This is a genomic window from Novosphingobium sp. PY1 (genome assembly GCF_017312445.1).
Lineage (GTDB): Bacteria > Pseudomonadota > Alphaproteobacteria > Sphingomonadales > Sphingomonadaceae > Novosphingobium.
On the sequence record NZ_BLTI01000009.1, the window covers coordinates 256,337 to 281,129 of the forward strand.

The 24,793-nt window shown below is 62.5% G+C and carries 20 protein-coding genes and 1 tRNA gene; 4 read left to right on the plus strand and 17 right to left on the minus strand.

Annotation, left to right across the window (positions count from 1 at the left end; genetic code table 11):
* Positions 1 to 90: 90 nt before the first annotated feature.
* From J3474_RS16985 to J3474_RS17000, 4 genes are all read right to left on the minus strand, one after another.
* Entirely contained in the window at positions 91 to 1,380 is a 1,290-nt protein-coding gene (locus J3474_RS16985; protein ID WP_207094942.1) for an MFS transporter, read from the minus strand.
* Positions 1,381 to 1,459: 79 nt separating this feature from the next.
* Entirely contained in the window at positions 1,460 to 1,846 is a 387-nt protein-coding gene (locus J3474_RS16990) for a DUF2141 domain-containing protein (RefSeq protein ID WP_013834507.1), read from the minus strand.
* A 41-nt stretch (positions 1,847 to 1,887) separates the two neighbouring features.
* Positions 1,888 to 2,622 carry a sterol desaturase family protein gene (locus tag J3474_RS16995; RefSeq protein WP_013834506.1) on the minus strand — a complete coding sequence of 245 codons (735 nt, stop codon included), beginning with the start codon at positions 2,620 to 2,622 and terminating at the stop codon, positions 1,888 to 1,890.
* A 34-nt stretch (positions 2,623 to 2,656) separates the two neighbouring features.
* Complete coding sequence (locus J3474_RS17000; protein WP_207094943.1) at positions 2,657 to 4,138, minus strand: DEAD/DEAH box helicase; 1,482 nt, start codon at positions 4,136 to 4,138, stop codon at positions 2,657 to 2,659.
* Positions 4,139 to 4,421: 283 nt separating this feature from the next.
* Here J3474_RS17000 and J3474_RS17005 point away from each other — a divergent pair, with 283 nt between their 5' ends.
* Complete coding sequence (locus J3474_RS17005) at positions 4,422 to 4,601, plus strand: DUF1289 domain-containing protein (protein ID WP_232512752.1); 180 nt, start codon at positions 4,422 to 4,424, stop codon at positions 4,599 to 4,601.
* Between the two features lie 39 nt (positions 4,602 to 4,640).
* On the opposite strand, the gene J3474_RS17010 is transcribed toward J3474_RS17005, so the two are convergent.
* Together J3474_RS17010 and J3474_RS17015 are read right to left on the minus strand one after the other, a co-directional pair.
* The gene (locus J3474_RS17010) at positions 4,641 to 5,141 is read right to left on the minus strand and encodes an MmcB family DNA repair protein (RefSeq protein ID WP_207094944.1); all 501 of its coding nucleotides are present in this window, start codon (positions 5,139 to 5,141) and stop codon (positions 4,641 to 4,643) included.
* 62 nt (positions 5,142 to 5,203) lie between these two features.
* Positions 5,204 to 5,644: a hypothetical protein gene (locus tag J3474_RS17015; protein WP_207094945.1), complete on the minus strand. Its 441-nt coding sequence runs from the start codon at positions 5,642 to 5,644 to the stop codon at positions 5,204 to 5,206.
* Positions 5,645 to 5,820: 176 nt separating this feature from the next.
* Here J3474_RS17015 and J3474_RS17020 point away from each other — a divergent pair.
* Both J3474_RS17020 and J3474_RS17025 read left to right on the plus strand, forming a co-directional pair.
* Positions 5,821 to 5,897: transfer RNA gene (locus tag J3474_RS17020), tRNA-Arg, on the plus strand.
* A 447-nt stretch (positions 5,898 to 6,344) separates the two neighbouring features.
* Positions 6,345 to 7,088: an enoyl-CoA hydratase-related protein gene (locus tag J3474_RS17025; RefSeq protein ID WP_207094946.1), complete on the plus strand. Its 744-nt coding sequence runs from the start codon at positions 6,345 to 6,347 to the stop codon at positions 7,086 to 7,088.
* A gap of 4 nt (positions 7,089 to 7,092) precedes the next feature.
* Here the strand turns inward: J3474_RS17025 and J3474_RS17030 are convergent, their stop codons facing one another.
* From J3474_RS17030 to J3474_RS17080, 11 genes are all read right to left on the minus strand, one after another.
* Positions 7,093 to 7,923, minus strand: coding sequence for a helix-turn-helix transcriptional regulator (locus J3474_RS17030; RefSeq protein ID WP_207094947.1), 831 nt, complete (start codon positions 7,921 to 7,923; stop codon positions 7,093 to 7,095).
* 16 nt (positions 7,924 to 7,939) lie between these two features.
* Positions 7,940 to 8,842: a nuclear transport factor 2 family protein gene (locus J3474_RS17035; RefSeq protein ID WP_207094948.1), complete on the minus strand. Its 903-nt coding sequence runs from the start codon at positions 8,840 to 8,842 to the stop codon at positions 7,940 to 7,942.
* Positions 8,843 to 8,850: 8 nt separating this feature from the next.
* Positions 8,851 to 11,250 (minus strand): TonB-dependent receptor, encoded by a 2,400-nt coding sequence (locus tag J3474_RS17040; RefSeq protein WP_207094949.1) that lies wholly within the window; start codon positions 11,248 to 11,250, stop codon positions 8,851 to 8,853.
* A gap of 486 nt (positions 11,251 to 11,736) precedes the next feature.
* Positions 11,737 to 12,195 carry a nuclear transport factor 2 family protein gene (locus tag J3474_RS17045; protein WP_207094950.1) on the minus strand — a complete coding sequence of 153 codons (459 nt, stop codon included), beginning with the start codon at positions 12,193 to 12,195 and terminating at the stop codon, positions 11,737 to 11,739.
* A gap of 47 nt (positions 12,196 to 12,242) precedes the next feature.
* Positions 12,243 to 13,034: an SDR family NAD(P)-dependent oxidoreductase gene (locus J3474_RS17050; RefSeq protein WP_308632935.1), complete on the minus strand. Its 792-nt coding sequence runs from the start codon at positions 13,032 to 13,034 to the stop codon at positions 12,243 to 12,245.
* A complete protein-coding gene (locus J3474_RS17055; RefSeq protein WP_083835247.1) occupies positions 13,031 to 13,798 on the minus strand; it encodes a ThuA domain-containing protein in 768 nt (255 codons plus the stop codon). Before J3474_RS17055 ends, J3474_RS17050 begins: the two co-directional genes overlap by 4 nt.
* Before the next feature lie 23 nt (positions 13,799 to 13,821).
* Positions 13,822 to 15,159: an aromatic ring-hydroxylating dioxygenase subunit alpha gene (locus J3474_RS17060; RefSeq protein WP_207094952.1), complete on the minus strand. Its 1,338-nt coding sequence runs from the start codon at positions 15,157 to 15,159 to the stop codon at positions 13,822 to 13,824.
* A 127-nt stretch (positions 15,160 to 15,286) separates the two neighbouring features.
* Positions 15,287 to 17,722: a LuxR C-terminal-related transcriptional regulator gene (locus tag J3474_RS17065; RefSeq protein WP_207094953.1), complete on the minus strand. Its 2,436-nt coding sequence runs from the start codon at positions 17,720 to 17,722 to the stop codon at positions 15,287 to 15,289.
* A 973-nt stretch (positions 17,723 to 18,695) separates the two neighbouring features.
* The gene (locus tag J3474_RS17070; protein ID WP_207094954.1) at positions 18,696 to 19,607 is read right to left on the minus strand and encodes an ROK family protein; all 912 of its coding nucleotides are present in this window, start codon (positions 19,605 to 19,607) and stop codon (positions 18,696 to 18,698) included.
* Positions 19,604 to 20,737, minus strand: coding sequence for a glycoside hydrolase family 68 protein (locus J3474_RS17075; protein WP_242528445.1), 1,134 nt, complete (start codon positions 20,735 to 20,737; stop codon positions 19,604 to 19,606). Before J3474_RS17075 ends, J3474_RS17070 begins: the two co-directional genes overlap by 4 nt.
* Positions 20,738 to 20,834: 97 nt before the next feature.
* A complete protein-coding gene (locus J3474_RS17080) occupies positions 20,835 to 23,279 on the minus strand; it encodes a TonB-dependent siderophore receptor (protein ID WP_207094956.1) in 2,445 nt (814 codons plus the stop codon).
* A gap of 158 nt (positions 23,280 to 23,437) precedes the next feature.
* Here J3474_RS17080 and J3474_RS17085 point away from each other — a divergent pair, with 158 nt between their 5' ends.
* The gene (locus tag J3474_RS17085) at positions 23,438 to 24,784 is read left to right on the plus strand and encodes an MFS transporter (RefSeq protein WP_207094957.1); all 1,347 of its coding nucleotides are present in this window, start codon (positions 23,438 to 23,440) and stop codon (positions 24,782 to 24,784) included.
* Positions 24,785 to 24,793 lie beyond the last annotated feature (9 nt).

Consider the following 24,793-nt stretch of genomic DNA (forward strand, 5'->3'; position numbering starts at 1 on the left):
TCGCGTCCTGCCATCCCGGCGCTGGAAGCCAAGTTGCAGAGCCGGGCAGGGCGACACCCGCCGCGCGCGGTGCCGGGCGCATCAGTTGCCTCACTGGCTGCGCAGTACGCCTTCGCCGGGCTTGGGCATCGGCGCCAGATAGCGCAGGATCACGAAGGAAATCGCCAGGACCGAGGCTGCGCCATGAAGAGCGAAGGGAAGGCCGCGCCAGTCGGCCGCGGCGCCCCACACCCATGAGCCGATCGCCATGCCGCCGAAAGTCACTGCCTGATAGATCGACAGGCAGCGGCCAAGGATCTCGTCGGGCGAGCGCATCTGGACGGCCGTGTTGAGCGTGGTGAGGATCAGTACCCAGGCCATGCCGGAAACGAAGGCAGCGGGCAGGGCGTAGCGAATGTCGTGGGTGGCGGCGAGAATCGACAGCGAGGCCACGAAGATCGCGGAGCCTGAAAGGATGATGCCTTCCAGTCCGATCCGGCGGATGATCGTGCGCACGAACGGGGCGGCGCAGATCGAGCCGATGCCGAAGAGGCCCAGCATCAGGCCGAAGTCGAACTCGTCGCCCTTGATGTGGTCGCTCACCACCGTCGGCAGGAGCGCCTGGTAGGCGGCAAGGCAGAAGCCGAGCGCGAAGCCGCGGATGAGAATGCGCCGCAACTGATGCGATGTTGCGCAGTAGCGCAGGCCGACGCCGACCGCGGGCAGGATCGGTCGCCGGTCGATCTGGCGGGGCGGGGGACGCCACCAGAGCAATACGGCAATCAGGCCGATGTAGCTGATCGCATTGACCAGGAATGCGAAAGACACATCCCACAGCGAGATGAGGATGCCGCCAAGGGCAGGGCCGACCGATCGGGCGATGTTGAAGGAGATCGAATTGAGGGCGATCGCCTGCGGCAGTTCCTTGGGATCGACTTGCTGGCGCACCGATGCCTGCCATGCCGGAGAATTGAGTGCCGTGCCGATCCCGACGGTCAGCGTGAAGGCGAGCAACAGCATCGGATTGATCAGGCCGGCATAAGCCAGCGCGGCGAGCACGCTGGAGACCAGCAGCATCCCGACTTGCGCGACCAGCATGACCAGTCGCCGGTCGAAGTTGTCGGCAATGGCCCCGGCAAAGACGCCGATCAGCAGGATCGGAACGGTCGCTGATGCCTGCACCAGTGCGACCAGCTGGTGCGACGGCGTCAGCTCGGTCATCAGCCAGGCGGCGCCTACCGACTGCAGGGTCGAACCGATGTTTGAGAACAGGTTGGCGATCCAGATCGCCCGGAAGATCGGATAGCGAAACGGCGAAAACGTGCCGCCTTCGGCGCCCTTGCCGGATCGCCCGCGGACGGCGTCGATTGCGCCCTGTTGCTCGCTGCTGCCTTTTACCACGACCTTCGGGGTATTCCGGCGCCGCGTCTTGGGCAAGTGCCAAGCGCGCCGCTAGTCTCCCTGCGGAGATATCGCATGACTAGAGGATGTAGCGCATGCGGATCGATACATGGGCATCTGCGCCCTCGACCGGAAATGCCGCCTTGGCAAAGCTCGGCGGTCCCATCCGCACCGGTGCATCGCGGGAAAAGCCGAAGCCCTCGCGCGGGATCATCAGGCTCTTGTCCAGTTTGCCGTTGCCGTTCTCGTCATGGACGAGGGCGATGGCATAGCGGCCGTCGGGTACCGCGCCGAAATCGATGCGCACATTGGTGCCTGCGGGAACGATGCGGGTGAAGGCGTTGGGGTCCTTGGCGCAGTCCGGAAAGGCATCGGGGCGTGTAGTCAGGCAGGCCAGCACCTGCCCCTTGGTCGAGCGCAAGTCGGTGACCGTGGCAGATACGTCCGCCTTTTCCAGCCCGCTCACGGGCGCGGCCGCAGTTGCCAGCGGGAGGCACAGAGCCAGGATCAGGGCACCGAGAGGCCCTTGTCGGTTCCGCACAGATGATCCCAGAATCGGAAGTAAAGCCCGTAGTTGCATCGATAGAACTCGTGATGGCGGTTGTGATGACTGGCCGTTATCAGCCAGTGCCCTGCGCGCGAATGAACGAGCCACCGCGGGAAAATCTCCCAACCCATGTGATTGGTGATTCCCATGACGGTCATGATCAGCAGGACGAGTCCCAGCACGCCGACGTGAATCGGCACGAAGAAGACGAGGGCGGGGATGACGATGGCACCGGTCAGCGCTTCAACGGGATGAAAACTCATCGCCGCCCAGGCCGTCGGCGGCCGGCTGGCGTGGTGCACCGCATGGGCGATCCGGAACGGAACGGGCCGATGCATCCAGCGGTGGGTCCAGTAGAACCAGGTGTCATGCAGGAAGAGGTAGGCCAGCAGCGATAGCGGCATCCACCATAGCGGATAGGCCTGCGGATCGTTGTAGATCCGCGTCCAGCCCCGTTCCTGCCAGCCCCAGGCGACGATCCCGGCGGGTATCCCGTAGATGGCCGCCGAAAGCAGCGACCAGCCGATCTCCCGGCCGATCTGTCCGCTCAGGCCCTGGTATAGGCCCGGGCGGACCCGGCGGGTGATCAGGGCGAACAGGCCCGAGGTCATCAGGTAGCGCACGCCGACGATTGCCGTCATGACGGCAGCGGAGGCGATCACCGCCCAAGGACCCGGACCCAAGCTCGCTGGCATTGCCGCGTCTTATGCCTGTTGGGCGATGGCGTTACTAGCCCGCGCGGCGAACCTTGCCCTTGTGCGCGCCGACGCTGTTCGGCCCGCGGGGACGGAATCGGCGCTTGCGCTCGCCGCCTTCCTCGCTGACGTGTTCGGCGCGACGGTCGGAACGCTGGCCGTCGTGACGGGGCCGTTCACCCTGCGGCCGTTCACCGTGCGGACGATCGCCCCGAGGGCGTTCGCGCCGGCGTTCCTCGCCGCTGCGGCCATTGCCGCCACGGCTCTGCTGTCCGCGCCGATTGCCGGAACCTTGCGGTTCGGCCGGTGCCTTGCGCGCGGGGGCAGGCAGGCGGGCGGCCTGCTTCTGGAAGTCCTCGGGAAGCGGCAGAGGCGCCAGCTTGATGCGGGTGAGGCGCTCGATATCGCGGATATAGGGCTTTTCGTCCGGCGCTACGAAGCTGATCGCAACGCCGTCCGCGCCGGCACGTGCAGTGCGGCCGATGCGGTGGACGTATTGTTCCGGCACGTTGGGGATCTCGAAGTTGTAGACGTGGCTCACGCCCGAAACGTCGATCCCGCGCGCGGCGATGTCGGTGGCAACGAGGACACGCACGGTTCCCTGGCGGAAGCCGCCAAGCGCGGCGGTGCGCTGCGCCTGGCTCTTGTTGCCGTGAATCGCAGCGGCCGGGATGCCCGCGGCGGTCAGGTGGCGCACGACGCGGTCGGCGCCGTGCTTGGTGCGGGTGAAGACAAGGGCGCGGTCGATGGCGCCGTGTTCGGCCTTCTCGGCCGCGTCAGGTGCCAGCCCTTCGCGCAGGCGCAGGGTCAGCAGAGCCTGCTTCTCCGCCTGGTTGATGAACGTCGCGTACTGTTCGACGCGCTCGGCCGTGGTCGACTGCGGCGCGACTTCGACCTTCACCGGGTTGTTGATGAACTGCTTGCCCAGTTCGGCGATCGCCTGCGGCATGGTGGCCGAGAAGAACAGGCTCTGGCGCTGCTTGGGCAGCAGTGCGGCGACGCGCTTCAGGGGCACGATGAAGCCCAGATCCATCATCTGGTCGGCTTCGTCGAGCACGAAGATCTCGACATGGCGCAGCGTCAGCGCGCGGTTGTCGATCAGGTCGAGCAGGCGGCCCGGCGTGGCGACGAGAATGTCGCAGCCACGTTCCAGCGCACGGGCCTGCTTGCCCACCGGCACGCCGCCGAAGATGCACTGAACCGAAAGACTCAGGAACTTCGCATAGCCGCGCATGTTGTCGGCGATCTGTGCCGCCAGTTCACGCGTGGGCGAAAGGACCAGCATGCGGCAGCCGGCATTGTTGCGCGGCTTGGGATCGGCGGCCAGGCGGTGCAGCGAGGGCAGTGAGAACGCGGCAGTCTTGCCGGTGCCGGTCTGGGCGATGCCCAGCAGGTCGCGGCCTTCCAGCAGCGAAGGAATCGCCTTGCGCTGGATCGGCGAGGGATCGGTGTAACCTTTGGCCTGGAGCGCGCGGAGAATGGGCTCGGCAAGGCCAAGTTCGGAGAAATAGGACATACGTCACTTTCAATAAGTGCGGAGCGCGCGAGCACCGTTGCCCGCGAACACAGCAAGGGTTCGTTTCGGGCGACCCTGCGTGAAGAAGGAAGCTTGGTTCAAAGGCAACCGCTCGGCCGGGGCTGGTCTTCGCGCGGTAGACGCGCAACGACCTCACGCTGCTCTCGGACTGCGGCGGGATTGGTCCCGCGCGCCGGTTACGGCGGGTCCTTTAGGGTGCATTGCAACAAATCGCAAGAAAATTGCGCTTGCCGCTTATCGCGCCACCTGCTCAAGCGCACCCATGACTTGCGTGCCATCCCCTTGCACCGGTGTGTGTCGGCTCGATCCGGGCTCCGGCCTGTGCCTTGGGTGCAAGCGCACGATGGAGGAAATCGCCGACTGGCCGATGCTGCCGGTCAAAGGCAAGCGGGCGATTATCGCGCGGCTCGCGGGCAGGGCGGTTCCTCCAATAAGGCATTGATCTAATTACATTTCACCCCTTTGGCAGGGCTGGCGGCGATCACCCGCCCCACTGCGAGGTATGCGTGTCGCCGATGTTGACCAGCCGGCGCAGCGATGCGCGAGCCAGGCGCTCGACTTCCACCTTGCGGCGCGCGGCGGCAAGCTGGCGCAAGGGGGCTGGCCGAAGGATTTCTGCGTCGTAGCCGTCTGCGACGATGACCCCGCACTTGTCGGGCAGGAAGGCTTCCCCTTCCAGCGGCGAGCGATCGAGCGATGGGGGCAGGCCCCAGTAGAATCGGTCGCAGTAGTCGAGATAGTCGGTCCACTTGCCGTCGCCCAGCAGGTCAGCCCGGCTTACCTTGATCTCGACGATCACGACATGCCCCTTGGCGTCTATGCCCATGAGGTCGGCCCGCCGCCCGCAGCGCAGCGGCATTTCGGTCAGGCACCAGATATCGTTGCGGGCAAAGAGGCGCCCGATGCCGCGAACGACATCGGGGGCGGCGAAGGAACCGGGGTCTGACTGCGGGATCACCCCGGATGAATCGGTATCGGCCATCCGACAATAATAGGAACATAATAAGAACTGGCAAGCCGGACAGAACCGGATCCGGATCGGTCTCAGGCCGTGCGGCGTCCCATGTGCCGGTTGGGCGGCAGGAGTTCGAGAAGGGCATTGCGCGCCTCGATGTACTCATTCCACAGCGCGAGTGCCGCAGCCTGTGGGTTCGCCCCGCGCGCCAGCGCTGCGAGCAGTGCGGTCAGTCCCGGTTCCATGATCGAGGTCAGGTCCTCGATCCCCTGCTCGGCATGCCGGAGCCGCCACCCGCCTGCCTCGCGGATGGCCAGCGGGAAATGCCTGACTTCCTCGACGGCTATTTCGGGCGCTTCGCCAGCAATCGTGGCCACCGCGTTCGCGGCATCTTGCAGCGCCGCCCATTTCAGACCGAGCGTGTTGCCGGTGCTCTTGCCGAAATTCGATCGACCGGGCCGCAGCTTCTGTCTGCCTTGCGCGCCGCCATTCGTACCGTCGATGCCGCGCGCGTTGGAAGTCCTGTCCATTTCCGGCCTAATACCGCTTCGCCGCTTGCCAATTTCCTAACCTGCGATCCAGATCCAGGATGCCTGCTAATCCGGCATCGCCGGCAAGCGAATAGGGGATAGAGTACCATGGTCCCGCCAAATTCGTGATTTGGCGCTGGAAACCGCCTGCGGCCTCTGCTACTCGCCCGTCCACTGCACCCGTAGCTCAGCTGGATAGAGCGCTGCCCTCCGAAGGCAGAGGCCACAGGTTCGAATCCTGTCGGGTGCGCCATGACCGTTCAGTTCTGGGCACCAGGTTCGGCGCCTTCCCAGACTCTGCATGTCGATGTCCGCCAAGACGGCGGAGGCCCGCTCTTTGCTGCGGCTGCCGCAGACGTCGAAAGCGATGGTTCGGCAATGCTGTCCTAAAATGCACACCGGTCTTGCCGTAGCATCCGGGTGTTCGTGCCGCCGGGCCCCGAGAACAAGATCTGCGCCGGCCCGGAAACGGCCCGCGCGAAATGTCGTCCCAAACCGCTCGACCCACTCGTCACCGTGGCCTTGTGACCTTGAAGGTCAAACATACCTTCAAACGTTCCCAATCCTCTCCGTTGAGGCCCCTTCGTATCGTGCATGATATCGCAACTCACCTTATGGTGCGTTTAGCCAAGCGGAGTGATCGCGGTAGGCGCAAGTAATGGATGCAACGAACCACATACCTTGCGTAACCAGTGAGAAGATGGATGCCGTCACGCTTGTGCGGATCAATCGACCGGAAGTTCGCAATGCGCTGAACGGGGATGTCATGTGCGCATTGGTGGATGCCTTCAGTGGCTTCGACGCGGACCCGAACCAGGCATGCCTCATTCTCACGGGAAATGAAGCTGCATTTGCCGCGGGTGCTGATATCACCGAGTTGGAATCACGCGGCTTTGCCGAGGCATTCGGTGACGATCCCTATGCGCCATTTGAAAAGCTCACTCGCGTTCGCAAGCCCTGGATTGCCGCGGTCTCGGGCTACGCACTTGGCGGTGGCTGCGAACTGGCGATGATGGCCGACATGATCCTGGCTGGCGCAAGTGCGCGGTTTGGGCAGCCCGAGATTCGCATTGGGATATCTCCGGGGATGGGTGGCTCGCAGCGACTGGCACGCGCAGTTGGCAAGTGGAAGGCGATGGAAATGTGCCTCACGGGCCGGACGATGAGCGCCACCGAAGCAGAGCGCTCTAATCTGGTGACGCGGGTCGTGCCAGATGACGAACTTCTAGATGCGGCGCTGGAACTGGCCCAAACTGTCGCGGCAATGCCGCCGTTGGCAGTTTTGGCGAACAAAGAACTGGTGAACCATGCATTTGAAACCCATCTGTCGGCAGGGCTATTGTTCGAGCGTCGCACCTTCGCAGGGTTATGTGCGACACGCGACAAGGAAGAGGGGGTCGCAGCCTTTCGCGAGCGTCGGCCCGCGTCTTGGCAGGGGCATTGAAGGGCTAGCGCCAGCTCGGCAAGTAGCCGAGCTGCGCGGCCTTGAAGATCGTCTGGTCACGGTTGACCGCGACCAGCTTGCGGGCAGCATTGGCGATGTGGAAGCGGATGGTGGCCCTGCTAAGGCCGAGGATCATTCCCGTTTCCTCATTGGTCTTGCCTACTGAGGCCCAGTGCAGGCATTCGACCTCGCGACGCGAAAGTCCGGCCGCGCCGGCCATGCGCGATGGGCCTTGCATCGCTTCAACATAGGTCGAGACAAATTGTCCTGCCCAAGTTGCCAATGTCTGCGAATGGCGATCGAACGGTTCCCGCAGATCTTCGCAGAAAGCGTCTGGCGACAGGATGCTGACGACGCCGAGTTGGCCGAGTGGCAGGTGTACCGGAACTACAATGGCCGAATGGGTGAGAGCACGCGCCGCGAAATTCTCAAGGTTGATTTCGGGCAGGATCTGGCGTCCCCCATAGTCGTAAATCCCAGCAGCGTTGCACCAGAACGGCGCGGCGCGCACGCGGCTTGCCGCGATGAGGGGGGAACGCAGGGCAAGTCCTTCATCCAGCCACCATCGATCAGGGCCTGCTGCGCTGAAGACACCAGCGGCCAGAGCAGTGCCAGCGTCGCAGACCATCGGCCGGGTACCGGAGATGTCGTGGCTCGCGGTTACGTGCAACTCGCATGTCGCCCAGATTGCATCGCGCAGCGCCTTGGCGGCGGGAAGCACATCTTTCGGTTCACGTATTGTCACTCCTTCGACCACTGATTGCCTAATGGTGTGGATCGGAGCAGCACCGAACTCTGGCATTGGGAAGGTCCTTTGCCAGTGGCCTTCGCTCACGAATTGCCCCGCTCGTTCACGGCAAGGCCGAAAAGGCTAGCGCCACGTCGAATGGAGGCTTGATGGATCTGGATGAGCCTCCAACAATCGGGTTGTCGAAGGCCGACAATTCGGCCGCTACGGTGTCGAGGAACACCGAGACGCAGCCGATCCGACCTTCGCGGGCTTCGAGGAGCACTCCGTACTGCTGATTGCCGTTGGGGCTCTTTGCGAGCCCTGCCGCTCCGCCGGCATCGGCTGCAACGATACCTTGCCAATCGAGCCCCTCCGAGAAGATCGAGCCCAGCACGCAAGGCTCGCCCCAAGTTCCCGACCATGGGGTCGAACCGATGATCCGGATGTCGGCGTCGTTGCAGAGCGTTGCCTTGAGCCGCCCCATGTCCGCTTCAGCAACTGCGGTCAGGAAATCCTCGGCGAGTGCAACCATTGCGCTCCGGTCAGCCAGTGGTTCACGGATCGGTTCGTCGAGAATGAAGGGCCGGTCGGGGGATGTGCGACCTGTCACTAGCGAGTGCTTCATCAACGCTGTCTCGACCATAACGGTATCGAACATTTCAACGATCTCCCGGATCAGCCCATTCTCGAACCGGAATATCTGGAGATAGAACTGGTCGTAGCGACCGACGCCCTTCGCGGGCAGCCCGCCGTGAAGCAGGCCTACTACGAAAGGGCCATCACTCAGGACGAGCCGCGATCCCTTTACGTAGTCTTCGGTGCCGACGATGAGCGATCCCAGAACATGCTCACCCATGTGGGCGTAAAGGGGTTCACGTTGTTCGAACCGGCCGGACACCAAGCTCGTGCCCGACATCCAGCAGGTGACTTCTGGATCGTGAAGGGAGACGACGTGCGCGAAGTCTCCCTCTTCCATGGCGCGATAATAGTCGCGAATGACGTCGGCATTACTGGCGTCTGGCATGGGCGTCCTCAGAACTTGTAGCCGACCTGGATCATGATCTCTCTCGGGCGCTCGATGTAGCCGATGATGTCCGCGTCCGTCGACGCGTTGGTTCCCGCGCCTGCACCGGTCGCCGGTCGATCGCTGCCGCCGGCAATGACGTACTTGTCAGTGAGGTTCTTGCCAATCAGTGCGAACGTCCACCCTTTGTCGGGCTGATAGAAGCGGATCGCCGCGTCCATCTTGACGAAGCCCTTCTGGAGGGTGCCGGGTCCTTCGGTCTCGCTGAAGAAATACTTGGAAGTGCCGTTGACGTCTCCGGACAGCGAGATGTTGAAACGGTCGGTCACCGGTGCGTCATAGGTAGCACCGAAGTTGCCTGACCAGTCGGGCGCGCGAACCAGCGGTGCACCACTGAGATCCTGCCGGGTGAAGACACCGTTGCCATCGGGCTGCAAGTTGCAACCGTCCGCAATTGTCTGTCCGGCATAGCAGGCCGAGAGGAAGTCGCGATAGCGCGCCTTGTTGTAGCCGAGGCCAGCACGCAGCGAGAATTCCTTGCTGGCCTTGTAGCGCAGGTTGACTTCGGCGCCTTTGGTGCGCGCCGAACCGGCATTGAACACCTGGTAGGTGATCTTCGTACCATCGAAGATGTCGACCTGGAGGCCCTTGTAGTCATAGAGATAGATCGCGCTGTTGAGAGAGAGCGCGCCGCCCATGAATTCTCCCTTGAACCCGATTTCTCCGCCTTTCACCTTCTCGGGGCCGAAAGTGAAGTCTGATGCTACCGTGCCGACCGAAAGGATGGCCGGAAGACCGAAGCCACCCGACTTGTAGCCAGTCTTGTAGGCGGCATAGAGTGTAGAGTTGGGCGATGGGTGCCAGGTGAGGGTGGCTTCGGGCGACACATTGTCGTCCTTGAATGTGCCATCGAACTCGGTGAGCGGGAAAAGCGATGACAGAAGCGGGTGGACGTAAATGTTGCGCTGCGCGACGGTCTTCTTTTCCTTCGTCCATCGCAGGCCGCCCGCCAGTTCAAGATTCTCGAGGATGTCGAAGGTCAGTTGTCCGAAGGCGGAATAGGTCTTGCCGTCGAGCGTGCCGGTCTTGGAAATGCTGGAATAGTATCCGGTCGCCGGATCCTGCGGCAAGGCAGCGATCCGGAACGTCTGGCCATTTTCCAGTGAAGTGTCCTGGTAATACAGTCCGACCATGCCATTAAGTGGACCGTCGAATGTAGTAAGTGCGCGGAATTCTTGGGAGAACGATTTGTACTTTTCGAGTTGCGAGCCGAGATTGTAGGCGAAGCTCGATTTCTCGAAGCCGTTCTGAAGATAGCCGAGACGATAGCGGTAATATCCGGTGACCGAGGTAAGGGCGACGGCGTCCGATTTCCAGTTAGCAGTCAGCGAGGCCAGCAGCGGCTTGTAGTTTGAATAGGGCAGGCCGTCCTTGCCGGCGATATAGCCGTTCGTCAGTTCAGGGGGTGTATAGGCGGAGACGACTTTGCGATTCTTCTTGCAGTCGGCATAGGGATCGACGAGCCCGTTGACCGGACCGCCGCCGCAATAGACGATTTCGCCGTTCGTACCTTCGCCGTTGTCCTTCGAGACACCGGCTGTGACCTTCAGGTTGAGATCGAAATTGGGCGAAGGCGCATACTTGAGTGTCACGCGACCGATGATCTCGCGCTGCTTGGGGCCCCACTTGTCAGCCGCAAGCATGTCGAGGCCAGTGGCGGGCTCACCTCCCGCAATCGGTGCGGCCGGGATGCTCTCCATCCAGCCGCGCATCCGGCGCGCCTGGAATGCGACGCGCAAGCCCAGAGTGTCAGTCAGGGGAGCCGACACGAAGCCGTTGCCAACCCACTCGTGCGCCTTGAACTCGTAGCCGACGTTGACGCCGGCGGACAATTCATCCGTTGGATCGGCCGAGCGCATCGAGATTACGCCGGCTGGGCTGTTCTTGCCGAAAAAGAGCGCTTGTGGACCCTTGAGTACCTCGACCTGCTGGATATCGAAGTAACTTTGCTGGAGCGACCGACCGCGGCCAGTCTGGACCCCATCGACGTTGATGGCCACCGACTGATCGAACCCGGTGTCGAGTGTGGAAGAGCCGATGCCCCGAATAACGAATGAAGAACCGCCGCCACTCGCTTGCTGGGCCACGCGGACTTGAGGGGCCATTTGCGCGATATCGCCGAGGCTATTTGAATTGTAGCGCGCAAGGTCCTTCTGGCTCATCGCCGTTACGGCAACAGGTACGTCAATCAGGCGTTCGCTGCGCTGTCGAGCGGTGACGACGATTTCGTCCCGGGTTACAGTCTCGTCCTGCGCAGTTTCCATCTCCTGCGCATGGGCCTGCGAGGCCGATAGCGCGCAAGCCGCCACTGAAGCAAAAAGTCCCGTCCTGAGCGTGAGCCCGTGCATCGTATTCTCCCCGTTTTTTATTGACGGGTATAGTGGATAGCGGCCCACCCTGCGTCTCATACCACCTGACCCAACGGGTGGGGGGCTGCATGCCGGTACCCACCTGCGGAAGGATCCGAAGAAAAAGGCGTCTTGAGACATCGAACATGGCGAAGGGGGTGGAAAACGGGGATGTGCTGCTCGGATGCTTCCATGACGATTTTTGACCAGCCCGATATCCTTGTCGACCGTGCTGGCATCGCATCGATGGGGGAATCCTCGAAACCCCGCTCGACGAGTCTTTTGGATCAGCCAATTTTGTTCGCAGCTTTCTGCCCCGGTGCCACTTGGCCTGGCTCATCCGCCAACGCTCCGGGGGGCTCTTGGCGGTTGTCGGTCATGACCGTGGTCGCGCCCTTCGCAGCAAAGGCCATGACGATGGCTCCGCCGATCCCCCGCGTCGCCCTGCTGACGAGATACACGCGGTCCCCAGCTTTCCCATCGGGCTCAGTAGTCCATGCGCGCCGAACCCGGCTCGCGCGGTTCCTTGAGAGGATTGCCGAATAGCGCACGTTCGGCGAGGGCGGTGTCAAAGAAAGCGTGCATTTCGATGACCTTGCCGTGCTTGAAACGGAAGATCTCGCAATAGGTCTGGTCGTAGTTGTCGCCAGCCCTTGTCGGCCCGCCTCCCTCCATGATGGCGACGACGCGCTCGTCGTCCGCGCACATGATCTTCCAACGCCTGGCGAAAGTGATGCGCTCGGGAACGAGTGCGCCGTGAACCTTTTCCGCAATCAGGTCGTCGGTTACCACTTTCTTCCCTTCGAGCAGTCCGGAGGCCGGAGTCGTTCCGAGCATGTGGATGACCACGTCATCGTGATACATGGCTTCCACCGCTTCCCAATCTCCATCGTGCATGAGTTGGAAATAGCGGTTCAGGAGATCGATGTTCTGCTGTCTCGACAATTCTGGTCCTCTCGTCGTTCGCGTCCCGCGCAATCAGCCGGACCGGATCAGGTTGCGGCAGTGAGCGCCATGGCGGCCTGGATCTGTTGCTTTGTCGGATTGCTGCGTAGCATGAGCCCGCCACTGACGTGCAGGTTCTCGCCCGTCATGAAGCAGTCGTCCTCGGCCAGCCAGACCGCGGCGGCGGCAATCTCGTCGACTGTCGCGGTGCGCCCCAGGGGAGACGTGCGGTCGAATTCGGCAACCACTCCAGGGTGAGCCCAGACTTCGGCGGTCATCGGCGTGCGCACCGCTCCAGGGCTGATCGAGTTGACCCTGATCCCTTGCGAGCCAAACTCGTCAGCGACACTACGCGCGACTTGGTCCATCGCCGCCTTCGTACCACGATAAGCCGCATAGTCGTCCAGCATGATCGTGGACGCGGCCGAACTGATGCGGATGATAGAGCCGCCATGGTCCATCGCCTCGACCATGACCTGCATGAACTGAAACGGCCCCCTGAATTGAAGGTCGAACAGGTCCTGCAATTGCTCGCCAGTAGTTTCGAGAAAGGGCATGGCAAAGTTGGCGCCGGTGCAATCCACCGCAATGTCGATCCGGCCGAGCGTTGCGCGCGCCTCGTCCGCCAGTGCTTCGATTGAACTTTTCGAGCGTATGTCGCAAGTCACCGCCGTTCCGGCGAGTTCCGTTGCAAGGTTCTCAATTGCGGCAGTGCTGCGGGCACTGACTACCAATTTCGCGCCCTCACGCGCGAAGCGCCGCGCGATGGCTTGGCCCATGTTGCCCTGCCCGCCGGCCCCCAGTATGAGGGCGCCCTTGCCCGTCAGACGCCCGCTCACTGGGCGACGACCCAGCGCAATGCGCGTGACACGATCTCGCGAAACGGGGGAGAGTCCCATGGCCCCCTAGTAACAGGCCCCTCATCCATAAGTGGTCGAAAGTCATATTTGCCGCTGCTGTGACCGAGGGCCAGATAGAGGACCGCGCCTGCCCCATGCTCGCGCAGGTACATTTGCGGATGCAATACCGGGTCAGGCCAATCCGATAGGACATAGCCGGGATTGCTGCCGCTGAAGCGCGAGCCGAGTAGCACGCGGGCCGGACCTGTGAGTTCGAGGATGTACGGTTCGTCCTCCACCGTGAAAGGATCGATACTCGCGACCAGGGGGTCGTCTGGTTCTGTCACCTCGACACTCATCTGCTGCAAAAGCAGGTGCGCGAGGAAGCGGCTGCCGAGCAGGTTGGTGAACCGTGGATTTGTGTCGGTCGTATCGACCTGCCCCGGGATCTCGATTCCCTGTGCCACTATCGGCGGACCGTCGGTGAATCGGATCAGGGCATTGCTGGCGTGCATGGCGAACATGCGTCCGCCCCGTTCGAGGAAGGCCTCAAGAGTGTCGATTTGCGCGTCGTCGGGCGAGACGTTGCAAGTGTAGACGACAAGGGCATCTGCCTGCGCAATCCGGTCGAGCGCGGAGAAGTCCTCGCTCACGCTGACCCACAGACTGTCGTCACCGGCAAGTTCCTCCAGCAGTCGCAGGCGTACGAAATTAGTGTCGTGCGTGGGGGCTCCGCACACCAGATGCAGCCGTTTCATGGTCATGTCGAATCCTCTCAGCCGTGCGATCAGGTGCCGTCGTGCGCATCAGCCTCGACAGGATTCGTCGCGATCAGGTCGCGCAAAGAATAGCCCCGGATAAGCTCGTCGATGTTGCGATGAAAATGCTCGATGCGTCGTTCGTCACTGCTGAGTATCGCATCCGTAAAGCTGCGCGAACGCTGCCCCTTCTGAACATGTTCGACGAGCTCGACATCTTGGCCTAGCACTTCGTTTACGATCGGGTGCTTGCGTACGCCCCACTTGAGCACGTCCTCAACCGATTCCTCACCGCCACGCACCACCCGATGTTGATATGGCGCTACCGTTTCTCCGTCCTCCAATGGCGCGCACATGATGAAGTCGAAGTACATCTTCTCCGGATCGCCGTCAGGGTGTGGGCGATAGCGCAAAGTGACGTAGAATTCTGGGAACAGATTGAAGTGCGTACTCGGGAAAAGCATGTAGTGGTAGGCGTCGCTGAGCTGACTGTCGCTCAGGTTCTCGTAAGGGAAGACGACTTGGCCCTGTTTAGCGCGCTTGGCCACTTGCACCGAACGGCGCACTTCGGTCGCCTTGCCGGTGAAGGTTGTCGGGTCAATGCCATTGGCCGTGAGCAGGCTCTCGAGCGCGGGATTCAGGGCTTCCTGTTCACTGAAGAGTTTGCTGGGCCGGCCATACTCGTTGACCATGTAGCTGTGTATCCCGAGAAGCGTAATTGGCGCATCCTCGTTGCCCCAGGCAAGGATTTCCGAGTGCAGCGTCTGGAAATGATAGCTTTCGTTGAAAGCGTCGAACGTCGTTTTCCAATTGCAGCCGAATTCAAAAGTCTTGTAGTCGACGATCGTTGCCTTCTCCATCCGATAGGCATCGAGCCGCGAGGCGAGGGGACCGAGATATTCGCGCAACGAGGGAGCTTCGTCGTCCAGCGTGTACCAGACCCAGCCAGCGAAACGCTCCGTGCGGAAAGTGCGCAGGGAAGTGCACGCGGGATCGGAGATTACCTTCTGGTCGAAGCGCTCCCGATAGGGAACGTGTGAAAGGCTGCCGTCGAGTTCGTAGGTCCATCCGTGGAAAGCGCAGGTGAACTTCGGCGCAAAGGATGGCCCGTCCTCGCCCAGAAGCAGGCGATTGCCCCTGTGGCGGCACACGTTGTAGTAGCCGCAGATCTCATCGTCCCCGACTCTCGCGAAAAGCAGGCTTTCGCGGCCCAGTGTGTGGATGAATACATCGCCTTCTTCCGGGATTTCCTCTTCGCGCGGCCCCATGTGCCAGACGCGGGTCCAAAGATGCTCCCACTCCTGTTCGGCTCGTTCGGGAGACCAGAACCACTCGGGATTGATCCGGAAGGGTTGCGTCTCGATCATTGCATTACTCTCCCCGTAGCACTCGCAGGCCATGTACCTTGTAACGCCGTTTGTGGACGTGTGCGGGGCGCGAGGACACCACCCTGCATGCAGGGTGGTGTCATGGGTAGGTACCGTTGTGGATGTGTCAGGCCAGATCGATGTTGGTCAGGTCCGCGCGCCTGCGCACATTGACCTTTTCGAACACGTTCTTGAGGTGCCACTTCACCGTGTTCTCGCTCACGTCCAGTTGCTCGGCAATCTGACGGTTTGTAAGCCCTGCGCGTACGAAGTGAACCAGTTCGATTTCTCGTTCGGTCAGCGCGTTTCCCGGCTGGGCGAGTGAATTCTTCTCATCGAATTCGGGTTCCGCCAGACTAGGGTCAAAGGTTTCGCGCAGCTGCTGGACCAGCATCGCCTCGCGGCGCCCTCTCGGGGCCATGCCGCGTGCATGCATCATGTCGAGTACTGCTTGGATCGCGTGGCCGCCATCGACGAACGTGCGAACGATGCCGTTGCCTGCGGCTTGGCGAATGAGCCGACGCAACAGGCGGATTGCCAGGTCGGTGCGGCCCAATGCGTTGAGAGCGCACACCCCGAGCACCGCCCAGTGTAATGCGCGCAGGTTCCAGCCATCCGATAGATCGAGCCGTGCCGCGCGCCGCAATAACTCGAGTGCGCGCTCGGGCGCTCCCAAAGCAATGTACAGGTGGGCCTGGGAACCGTGCACCGCTGCCTCGAGATAAGGCGCCAGTCGGTCGTCGTCGGTTATGGTTCCGGACAACTCCGAAAGTGCGCGCACATAGGCCGCAGCCATGCGAGTATCGTGATGCATTACCGCGATGACGACTTTTTCACACAGGACGTCGACACGCACGCGAGGCAGCCGCACCGCCGGGCCGGCGTCGAGCACGTTTTCGAGCACAGTGATGGCCGCGCGATACTGGCCGTTGTTGGAGAGGTTGCGGGCCTTTGCGCGGTAAGCTTGGAAGCGCGCGTCGGTGAATAGGTGGGCGTGCAGCGACCAGGCATACGATTCGATCAGTTGAGTGACCTTCCCGGTTTCGTTGCGCTCGTAGAGAGCACCGGCCAGCAAGCCTGCGGCCATGACGGTGCCGGTTGACTGGGCGCTCATGTCCCTTTCGGCATGTTTGAGCGCCCAGTTGAAATGGGTCTCGGCATGGCGGACCTGCCCGTCACGCAAGTCGATAAGGCCCAGGATGCAGCGCCCGTAGAGCGCGCCATAGGGGCTCGTTTCATAATAACTTGGTAAATAGGCCCTCTCAAGCGCCATCCGGCCCTCGATCGGCGCACCTTCGTGAGCAAGGCAAAACGCCAGCGAATTGTCGACGACGTTGCTAAACCAGTCGTGGGATTCAGGCCAACGCCGCTTCCAGCTTCGACCTAGCGCGCTACCTTGACGAAAGTCGTCGCGCATCGAGGCGATCATGATCCGCAGAGCCGTTAGGTTCCTCTCGTGCCCAGCGAAATTCGCGAGATCGCATTTGAACGTTGTGTCGAGCGCGGTGAGCAGCTTCTCGGCCTCGTCGAGCCGGTAGAGCAGCGCCAGTGCCCAAGCGACTGCCAGAAGGGCGGTCGGATGCGGCTGAAGATCCGAAATCGAGAAGCGATCTAGCCAAGCCTGTAAGCGCAGGACCTCTCCGCGGCTGATCATGTCAAAGCCGCACCGCTCGATCAGGGCAACAGCCCGCTGACTGTCGCCGCTGTCCATAGCGTGCGAGGCCGCCAGGGCAAAGTTGCCCCGCTTTTCGAACCATCCGCACGACCGCCGATGTAGCGAAGCCCTCTCCTCGGTGTCGACAAAGCTCTTCACTGCCACGACGTCGAGCAAAAGTGGGACGGTCGTATAGGTCACCTCGGGGCCGAAGGGATTGCGCTTGAGCAGCCCGTGCATGAGGTATTCTTGAATGTGGAGCGGTGCCTGGGGGTCCGCTGATAATTCGAGCATCAAGCCGTGCTCGAGACGATTTGGGATCAGCATGACGTCGAGCGCGCCACGCGCCTCGTCGCTCAGTCCCGACAGTAGCTCCTCCTCGAAGTACTCCTGCAGGTCGCGCCCGATGATCGCGAAAGCGCCGGTACTGCCGCTCGTTCGGTTAGGGGGAGGGCGGTTTCGCACGAGCAGGCGTACCGCTGCGACCCAACCACCTGATCGGCTCCAGAGGTCACGCGCCTCGGCAAGCGACAGAGCGGGGACCGAAAGTTCCGCCACCATTTCGTTGAGTTGCTTGAAGCTGATGGCGAGCGCAGCGTCGTCCACTTCGAGGATCGCATCTGCATTTCGCAGGCGTGCCAAGTGAAGCCGCGTTGGTCCTCGAGCGGCAATTACGAGACGTAGGTTGTTGGGCGCATTGTCGATGATTCGCTGCAGTTCGGCGATGCCCGTTTCTGTGAGAACATGAATGTCATCTAGGAAAAGGGCGACCTCGCCATCGCGAGCTGCGATCTCGTTAAGCGCCACCGCAATAACGGTATCCGGTGCGATCGCGTGAGCGGTCAGCAAGGCCGCCGTGGCGCTGCGCTCGCCAAGAACGCGGGAGACCAAAACCGCTGCCACGTCCATAAAGAGCGATCCCGACGTATCCCTGCCTCGCTGGAGCCGCAACCAACAGCAAGAATAGAGAAATGACTGCAGGTTGGTGTGGATGCGCTGCATTAGACGCGTCTTGCCGCTGCCGGGGGCTGCGGTGATCAGAACGACACTATGAGTGGTTAGCTTTTCCGCAAGTCGCGCAATGCCCGGTGGGGCAATCCACTTGCCTTTGAACCGGGGCGTTTCAGTCGCCCCTGGCATTAATGGACTTTCTCCCATGGCATTCTCGCGTGTCTTTTTCGATTCTTATGGTTAGCCCATCGAACACCGATGCCCAAGTCTGCGGTATCGGGTCACGGCGGCGAGGTTCCTCCTGCCGCTGCCTTGGCTCGGAGCACGTCCTTGTGCACCTTGCCAGCTCCGGTTTGCGCGAAATCCTCGCGACAATCCAAGGAATCTGGAACTTTCTGCTTGGCCGGCCAACTAGCCACCATGTGCTTCACCAGGTTTGCAGTCAGAGGGGCTTTTCGCCTGCCACTCTGAGAGGCGATCGGTATGCGAGGCGCGGCTAGCTGAAAGTTGCGCGGCACGTTTGGGCATCGGATAGGCATGCCGGTTGGCGCATAACGAGCCAACTGACCTAAGTGTCAAACAGTCAGCCTTATGCGAGACCCTGTAATCGAAGTAGGTCTCGATCGCGAGGTCTGGCCACTTTCAGGATAGATCTCTGCTTCGAATCCGTCCGCTGCCGGGCGAACAAGTTTGGCCCCGCCATTGCCGCAAACATTCGCCGTAAGCGTGGACGAACCGCTCAGCTCGATCGGATGCCCCCCGGCGACCTAGGTCAACGTCGATGTAGCGCGCATACGGGGCGCCGAGTTGGGCCAAAGCTTGGGAAGCATGTTCAACTTCACGGTGACGGCCTTTGGTAATGGCGGCGATTGCCGCTTTTGCGCCAGTCTCGGCGTCCCCATGGTGAGTCTTCCAGCCGATTGATCGCGATTCAGGCACCCTCGTTAATCAGTACATTGCGCGCCAGCAGCAGTGAACCGACCGGCCCGGCGTTGGCGCCGAGTGCCGGGAGGCAGATCATGGTTTCGATGGCTGCAATGTCCAGATCGGGCAGGTAGCCGGCGAGTATCGCGGGCAGCCGGTTTCGTGCCCGCTCGATGAGGTGCGGCTGGCGGGTGGCGACGCCGCCGCCGATGACGATCCGCTGCGGGGAAAGCGCGAGGAGCAGCGTGGACAGGAGTTCGGACAGGTCATCCCCGACTTCGTCCCAAGCAGGCGAGGCGGGATCGAGCTTGCCCGGATGCACCGGCAGGCGGGCTTCCAGGGCGGGGCCGCTGATAAGGCCTTCGATGCAGTCCCCATGAAAGGGGCAGGTGCCTGCAAAGGTTGCGCCCGGCGCGCGGCGGGTGCGGATGTGGCCGAGTTCGGGGTGGAGAAAGCCATGCACCGGCCGGCCATCGATCACGATTCCTGCGCCAAGGCCGGTGCCGATCGTGATGTAGACGAGGCTGGAACAGCCTTGAGCCGCCCCGAAGGCATGCTCGGCAAGCGCCGCCGCATTGACGTCGGTATCGACGGCGATCGGGCAGGCGAAGCGTGCCTGCACCATTTCCAGCAGGCCGGTGTTGCTCCAGCCGGGCTTCGGGGTGGCCAGGATGGTGCCGTAATCAGGCGCATCCGGCGTCACCCGGATGGGGCCGAAACTGGCGATCCCGATGGCGGCGAGGGGGGATGCGGCCTGCCATGCCGAGAGATGGGCGAGGGCAGCCTCCAGGGTTTCATCGGGGGTGGTGGTTGGCAGGGCATGGCTTTCGAGGATGCGGGTGCCATCGCCCAGGGTGACAATGGTCTTGGTGCCGCCCAGTTCTATGCCGGCAAGGCGCGGAGGGGACGCCTGTGTCATGTGAGCGCGGCGCGCTCGCCCGAAAGCGAAAGCTTCAGGAAGGGAGCGAAAGTGCCGCCGAAGTGGGTGCGTCCCTCCGGCTTTTGCGTAGCCGTGGCATCGTCGATGCCCCAGTAATCGGCGAAGCTGGTGACGGAAAGGTCAGGCAGGACCCACCAGCTATAGGCCTGAAAGGGCTCGCTTTCTGGATTGGCAAAGACGAGACCGTGGCCGTTGAGCAGGCGCCAGGGGCCTTCGATGCGCTCGGCAGTCGCACCGTAAAGCCCCGTCGGCGCGGTGATCCCGGGGGCGAAGACTTTCGCCTGGGTCGACCAGAACAGGTAGAGGCGGCCCGCATGTTCGACGATGTGCGGCCTTTCAAGTTCGTTGTTGGCATCGGTCGCATCGACCAGCGGAGCGAGCGGACGATAGGTGCCGCTGGTATCGTCCAGGCGCGCCAGTCCGACAAGCCCGTTGAAGGCGCGGGGCGCCGCGGCTGCCGAACCGGTGAAGAGGAGGTACTCGGCTCCGTCCGGCGCACGCCAGGGAAAGGGATCTCGGAAGGCCTTGATCTCGCCGATCCGGCCTTCTGTTTCCTCGGCGGCCATGTAAGGGCCTGCCGGTTCCAGGACCTCGCGCGGATCTGACCACTGGCCGAACGGGGCGTCCGGGTCCTCTGCCAAGCTGCAGCGGGTCACGAACAGGCGCTGGCGAAAGGTGGTGGCGCTTTCGCCGCGCTCGCCGACGACCGTGAAGTAGAGGGCCAGATGCGCGCCCTCGAGCCGCGCCGCGCCCGACCATTCGCGGCTTCCGGGGGTGAATCCCTCGGGAAGGGTTTGGCCGAGGTGCCGGAAACTGTCGCCCTCGCGGAAGAAGTGATGGATGCGGGCAAGGCCGTGCCGGCTTTCCGGATCGTCGGCCCTGGGCGCGGTCAGGGCAAACCAGAGTTCGCCGCCGTTCCAGGGGACGGGCTTGCCGCTCGCGTCGGCAAGTGGCCAGGCATCCCAGACGTCGATGTCATCTGCAACGCGGTGCACGTCCTTTTGACCGAGAACGGGCGCGCGGCTGCAGGCTGCAAGGTCAAGGCCGGCCAGGTCCCCGGCTGTCCAGGACAGTTTTCCGTCATCCGTCTTGGCCGGATCGGTGTTCATGCGTTCGTTTTCCTTGCGTTGCATCGGGGCTGAGGTCGAGGGGGGCGGACATGGCCGGGCGGAGGAGAATGTCCAGCCATGTCCGCTGGCTCCAAGGTCAGAACTCGTAGCGAAGCGAGGCGGAGATCGTGCGCCCGTTGATCGACCTTGCCCTGACGTAGTTGTCCACGCCCGGGGTGATGGATCCTTCCTCGGCTTCGGTGATGCCCGTTGCGTTGAAAAGATTGTTTGCGTTGAGGGAGACCTCGATCTTGTCCATCGGACGGAAGTTCACGAAGGCGTTGACCTGCGTGTAGGCAGGGAACACCAGTTCGTTGCTGTCCTGGGCATAGGCCTTGGTGGTGCCCACGATGTTGAGACCGGCCCGAAGCACGTCGAAGTCCACGGCGGGCGTGATCTGGTAGATCAGCTTGGCCTGGCGGCGCGGCGTGTTGCCCTCGTTGGCGGGCGTGATGGCGTCTTTGGCGATCTTGGCGTCGGTGTAGGTGGCACCGGCACGCAGGTCGAAGATGCCCGAGCGATAAGCCGCTTCAATCTCGACGCCGGTGGCCTTGTAGCTGCGGTCGAGGAAGCGCTGGGTGGTCGCCTCGAAGTTCTGCTCCTGCGTCTTGGCGTGGAAGCCGGTTACGAAGAGGCCGAACGGTCCCGAGCGGTACTTCACGCCCAGTTCGTACTGGTCGACGAAGTCGATGGCATCTTGCTTGCGGACCGAGCCGTCGGCCTGGACCACGCCGAACAGCAGGCGGTCGGCATTGGCGCGTCCGCCTCGACTGATGCGGGCGAAGCCGGCAATGTCCGAGGTGAACATGTAGTTCGCACCGATCGACCAGGACCAGTAGCCGACCGAGTAGCGGACCGGGCTCGGGTTGCCGTTGTCGATCAGCGAGACGCTGCGCTCGACCGGCTGGATCGTGCCGTCCCCGTTGACGTCGAAGTTCGCGGTCTGGAGCGTGCCGGCGTAGTTGCCGCGCGCCTTGACATGGTCGTAGCGCACGCTCGCGTCGATGGTCAGGCCGCCGGTTTCAAAGGTGCCGGCCAGGTAGGGCGCGTCGATGTCGTAGCGCACGTCATAGCTGCGCTGGCAGCAGTTGCCCCAGAAGGGCACGCCATAGGCATAGAGCCCACCGCGCGTGAGGACGCTACCCGCGCTGTCGGTGACGTCGAGGAGCGCGGCGTTGTGCCCGTCCACTGCCATCAGGTAGGAATTCCAGACCCAGTCCATGTCGATGTTCTGGCGGGCCTTGTAGTAGCCGGCGGTGATCGAGCCCGGACCGAAGTCCTTGGTCAGCTTGAGGTCGTTGGTGAAGCTCGAGAAGTCGTTGATGTCGACGTTGAAGAGATGCGTGCGCATGACGAGAGCGTTGCCCGCCAGGGCCTGTCCGGCGCTGGGACCGTTGGCATAGACCAGTCCGTAAGTGCCGGCGGCCCCCGTCAGCAGTTCGCCTACCGAGTTCGCGATCCCCTGGCCCGCGCCGACTTCGGCGGGGAAGGGCGAGACGAAGCGGCCATGGACGTCCGAGTAACGGAATCGTTCCTCGAGCTTCAGGCCGTCGGCCACGTCGAACACCGCTTCGAGGCCGACCGAGGTGACCACCGGGTGCATGCCGTCCTTGATGTCGGTGGTGTGGAGCGCATTGTTGCCGTCCAGGCCGATATCGGTGGTGAAGTACTTCGAGTGCGGCGTCTGCGACTTAATGTCGAAGCCGGGGAGCGAACCGAAGTGCGGGTTGGCATTGGTGCCGGTCACCAGTGTCGGCATCGGCAGATAGCCGATCGCCCGGTCGTCGAGGCGCTTGAGATAGAGGCGCACGTAGCCGCTGTCGAAGTCCTGCGTGAGATTCGCTTTGACCTGATAGCCCTTGTTGCCGGTATAGCCTGCGTCGCGCGGCCCTTCGCCCTGGCGCCAGAAGCCGCCGATGTTGAAGCGCGTCTTTTCTGCCAGGTGGCCGCCGTAGTTGAAGTCGAGGCGGTAATCCTCGTAGTCGAGGCCGACGGTCGCCATGACCACGCCGCCCTCGTCCTTGCCATCCTTCGAGATGAAGTTGATGACGCCGCCGGGCGAATTGGACGCCAGCGTCGAGGCCGAGCCGCCGCGTACCGCCTGGATGGAGGCGATTGTCTGGTCGGCGCGCAGGAAGATGTCTGCATTGCCGAAGGCGATGTCTCCGAACTGCATGACCGGCATGCCGTCTTCCTGCAATTGCAGGAACTTGGCGCCGCCCGAGGCGACCGGCAGGCCGCGCACGGCGATGTTGGCATTGCCGTCGCCGCCGGTGGATTCAGAGCGGATGCCCGGGATCTGGCGGAAGATCTCTGCGGTGGTGCGCGGTGCCGCTTCTGCGATAGCGGTTTCGTCTAGCGCGCTGACCGAGATCGAGCTTTCCAGCCGATTGGTGGGGCGCGCCGAAGCCGTGACGATGATCTCGTCAAGCCCGAGTGCATCCTGAGAACTTTCGTCAGCGGCGGTATCCTGAGCGTGGAGGCTGGCAGGCAAAGTCGTGACCGCGGCCACACTAACCGCAAGCAGTGTGCGAAATTTCATCGATCCTCATCCCATTACGTTGTGTTTGTGCAAGTCCGTCATACCCCTCATTCAATCGATTGCAATATATTTCTGCAATCGATTGAATTTTTGTCGCGCAACCGCTACCAAGGCGCCTGGCCAGCGTGAAAAGCGCGGCTGATGAGAGGATTGCGGGCATGATTGAATCGCAGAAACCAAGGCTCTCCCTGATTCGGATCGTCGAGATGAATCTGGGCTTTTTCGGCCTGCAGTTCAGCTTCGGGCTGCAGCAGGCGAACATGGGGCCGATATACGGCTATCTTGGCGCAAACGAAGCGACGATGCCACTGTTATGGCTTGCAGGCCCGGTCACCGGCCTGGTCATCCAGCCGATCGTCGGCGCCATGAGCGACCGCACGCATTCGCGCCTGGGCCGCCGGACGCCTTACTTCCTGGTGGGGGCCATCCTCTGTTCGGCCTGCCTGTTCCTGATGCCCTTTTCCTCGGCCCTGTGGATGGCGGCCTCGCTGCTATGGCTCCTCGATGCGGGCAATAACATCACCATGGAACCCTACCGCGCTTATGTCGCGGATCGTCTTGCGAGCGAGCAGCACTCGGTCGGATTCCTGACGCAGAGCGCTTTCACCGGCCTTGCCCAGACGCTGTCCTACCTTGCCCCGTCGCTCCTCGCCGCAGTGATCGACCGCAACCTCCTCGATCCCAACGGTATTCCCGTCATCGTGCGGATGGCCTTCCTGATCGGTGCGGTCCTCTCGATCTCGACCATCCTGTGGTCGATCCTGAGGGTGCGCGAACTGCCGCTCAGCCCGGCGGAACGCGCCAAGCTCGACGCAAGTCCCCTGACGGCAGGCGCCACATTGCGCGAAATCGGCGATGCCATCCGCGAGATGCCGGCCCCGATGCGTCAGCTCGCGCTTGCCATGCTGTGCCAGTGGTATGCGATGTTCACCTACTGGCAGTTCATCGTTTTTGCCGTCGCACGCGCGCTTTACGGGACCCATGATGCCTCGTCGGCAGGATTTCGCGATGCCACGCTGACGGCGCAGCAGGCCGGTGCCTTCTACAATGGCATTGCCTTCGTTGCCGCGCTTGCTCTCATCCCGCTGGTTCGTCGATTTGGCGCCCGCGCGGTGCACGTCGTTTGCCTGAGCGCCTCGGGGGCCGCGATGCTGGCCATCCCCGGTGTCGATAGCACCGCGTTCCTATTCGCCGCGATGATCGGCATCGGGTTGGGCTGGGCGGGCATGATGGGTAACACCTATGTCATGCTGGCAGGTTCGATCCCGCCCGAGCGCACGGGCATCTACATGGGCATATTCAACATGTTCATCGTGATTCCCATGCTGATCGAGAGCCTCACCATGCCGCTGCTCTACGGTCCGCTCCTGGGCAGCGACCCGCGCAATACCCTTTATCTTTCCGGCGGGCTGATGCTGTTGGGGGCAATCGCGACGCTGCGCATCCGCCTGCCGCGTTCCGGCGAGGCGGTGGGCGCCACTTCTCAAGAGCATGGCGGGGGATGAATTTTGGTT

Excerpts from the sequence above, each read along its gene's own strand:
- J3474_RS16995 (WP_013834506.1), bottom strand. The coding sequence starts at position 2,622 with ATGCCAGCGAGCTTGGGTCCGGGTCCTTGGGCGGTGATCGCCTCCGCT.
- J3474_RS17000 (WP_207094943.1), bottom strand. The coding sequence starts at position 4,138 with ATGTCCTATTTCTCCGAACTTGGCCTTGCCGAGCCCATTCTCCGCGCG.
- J3474_RS17005 (WP_232512752.1), top strand. The coding sequence starts at position 4,422 with ATGACTTGCGTGCCATCCCCTTGCACCGGTGTGTGTCGGCTCGATCCG.
- J3474_RS17010 (WP_207094944.1), bottom strand. The coding sequence starts at position 5,141 with ATGGCCGATACCGATTCATCCGGGGTGATCCCGCAGTCAGACCCCGGT.
- J3474_RS17015 (WP_207094945.1), bottom strand. The coding sequence starts at position 5,644 with ATGGACAGGACTTCCAACGCGCGCGGCATCGACGGTACGAATGGCGGC.
- J3474_RS17025 (WP_207094946.1), top strand. The coding sequence starts at position 6,345 with ATGGATGCCGTCACGCTTGTGCGGATCAATCGACCGGAAGTTCGCAAT.
- J3474_RS17035 (WP_207094948.1), bottom strand. The coding sequence starts at position 8,842 with ATGCCAGACGCCAGTAATGCCGACGTCATTCGCGACTATTATCGCGCC.
- J3474_RS17040 (WP_207094949.1), bottom strand. The coding sequence starts at position 11,250 with ATGCACGGGCTCACGCTCAGGACGGGACTTTTTGCTTCAGTGGCGGCT.
- J3474_RS17055 (WP_083835247.1), bottom strand. The coding sequence starts at position 13,798 with ATGACCATGAAACGGCTGCATCTGGTGTGCGGAGCCCCCACGCACGAC.
- J3474_RS17060 (WP_207094952.1), bottom strand. The coding sequence starts at position 15,159 with ATGATCGAGACGCAACCCTTCCGGATCAATCCCGAGTGGTTCTGGTCT.
- J3474_RS17065 (WP_207094953.1), bottom strand. The coding sequence starts at position 17,722 with ATGGACGTGGCAGCGGTTTTGGTCTCCCGCGTTCTTGGCGAGCGCAGC.
- J3474_RS17070 (WP_207094954.1), bottom strand. The coding sequence starts at position 19,607 with ATGACACAGGCGTCCCCTCCGCGCCTTGCCGGCATAGAACTGGGCGGC.
- J3474_RS17075 (WP_242528445.1), bottom strand. The coding sequence starts at position 20,737 with ATGAACACCGATCCGGCCAAGACGGATGACGGAAAACTGTCCTGGACA.
- J3474_RS17080 (WP_207094956.1), bottom strand. The coding sequence starts at position 23,279 with ATGAAATTTCGCACACTGCTTGCGGTTAGTGTGGCCGCGGTCACGACT.
- J3474_RS17085 (WP_207094957.1), top strand. The coding sequence starts at position 23,438 with ATGATTGAATCGCAGAAACCAAGGCTCTCCCTGATTCGGATCGTCGAG.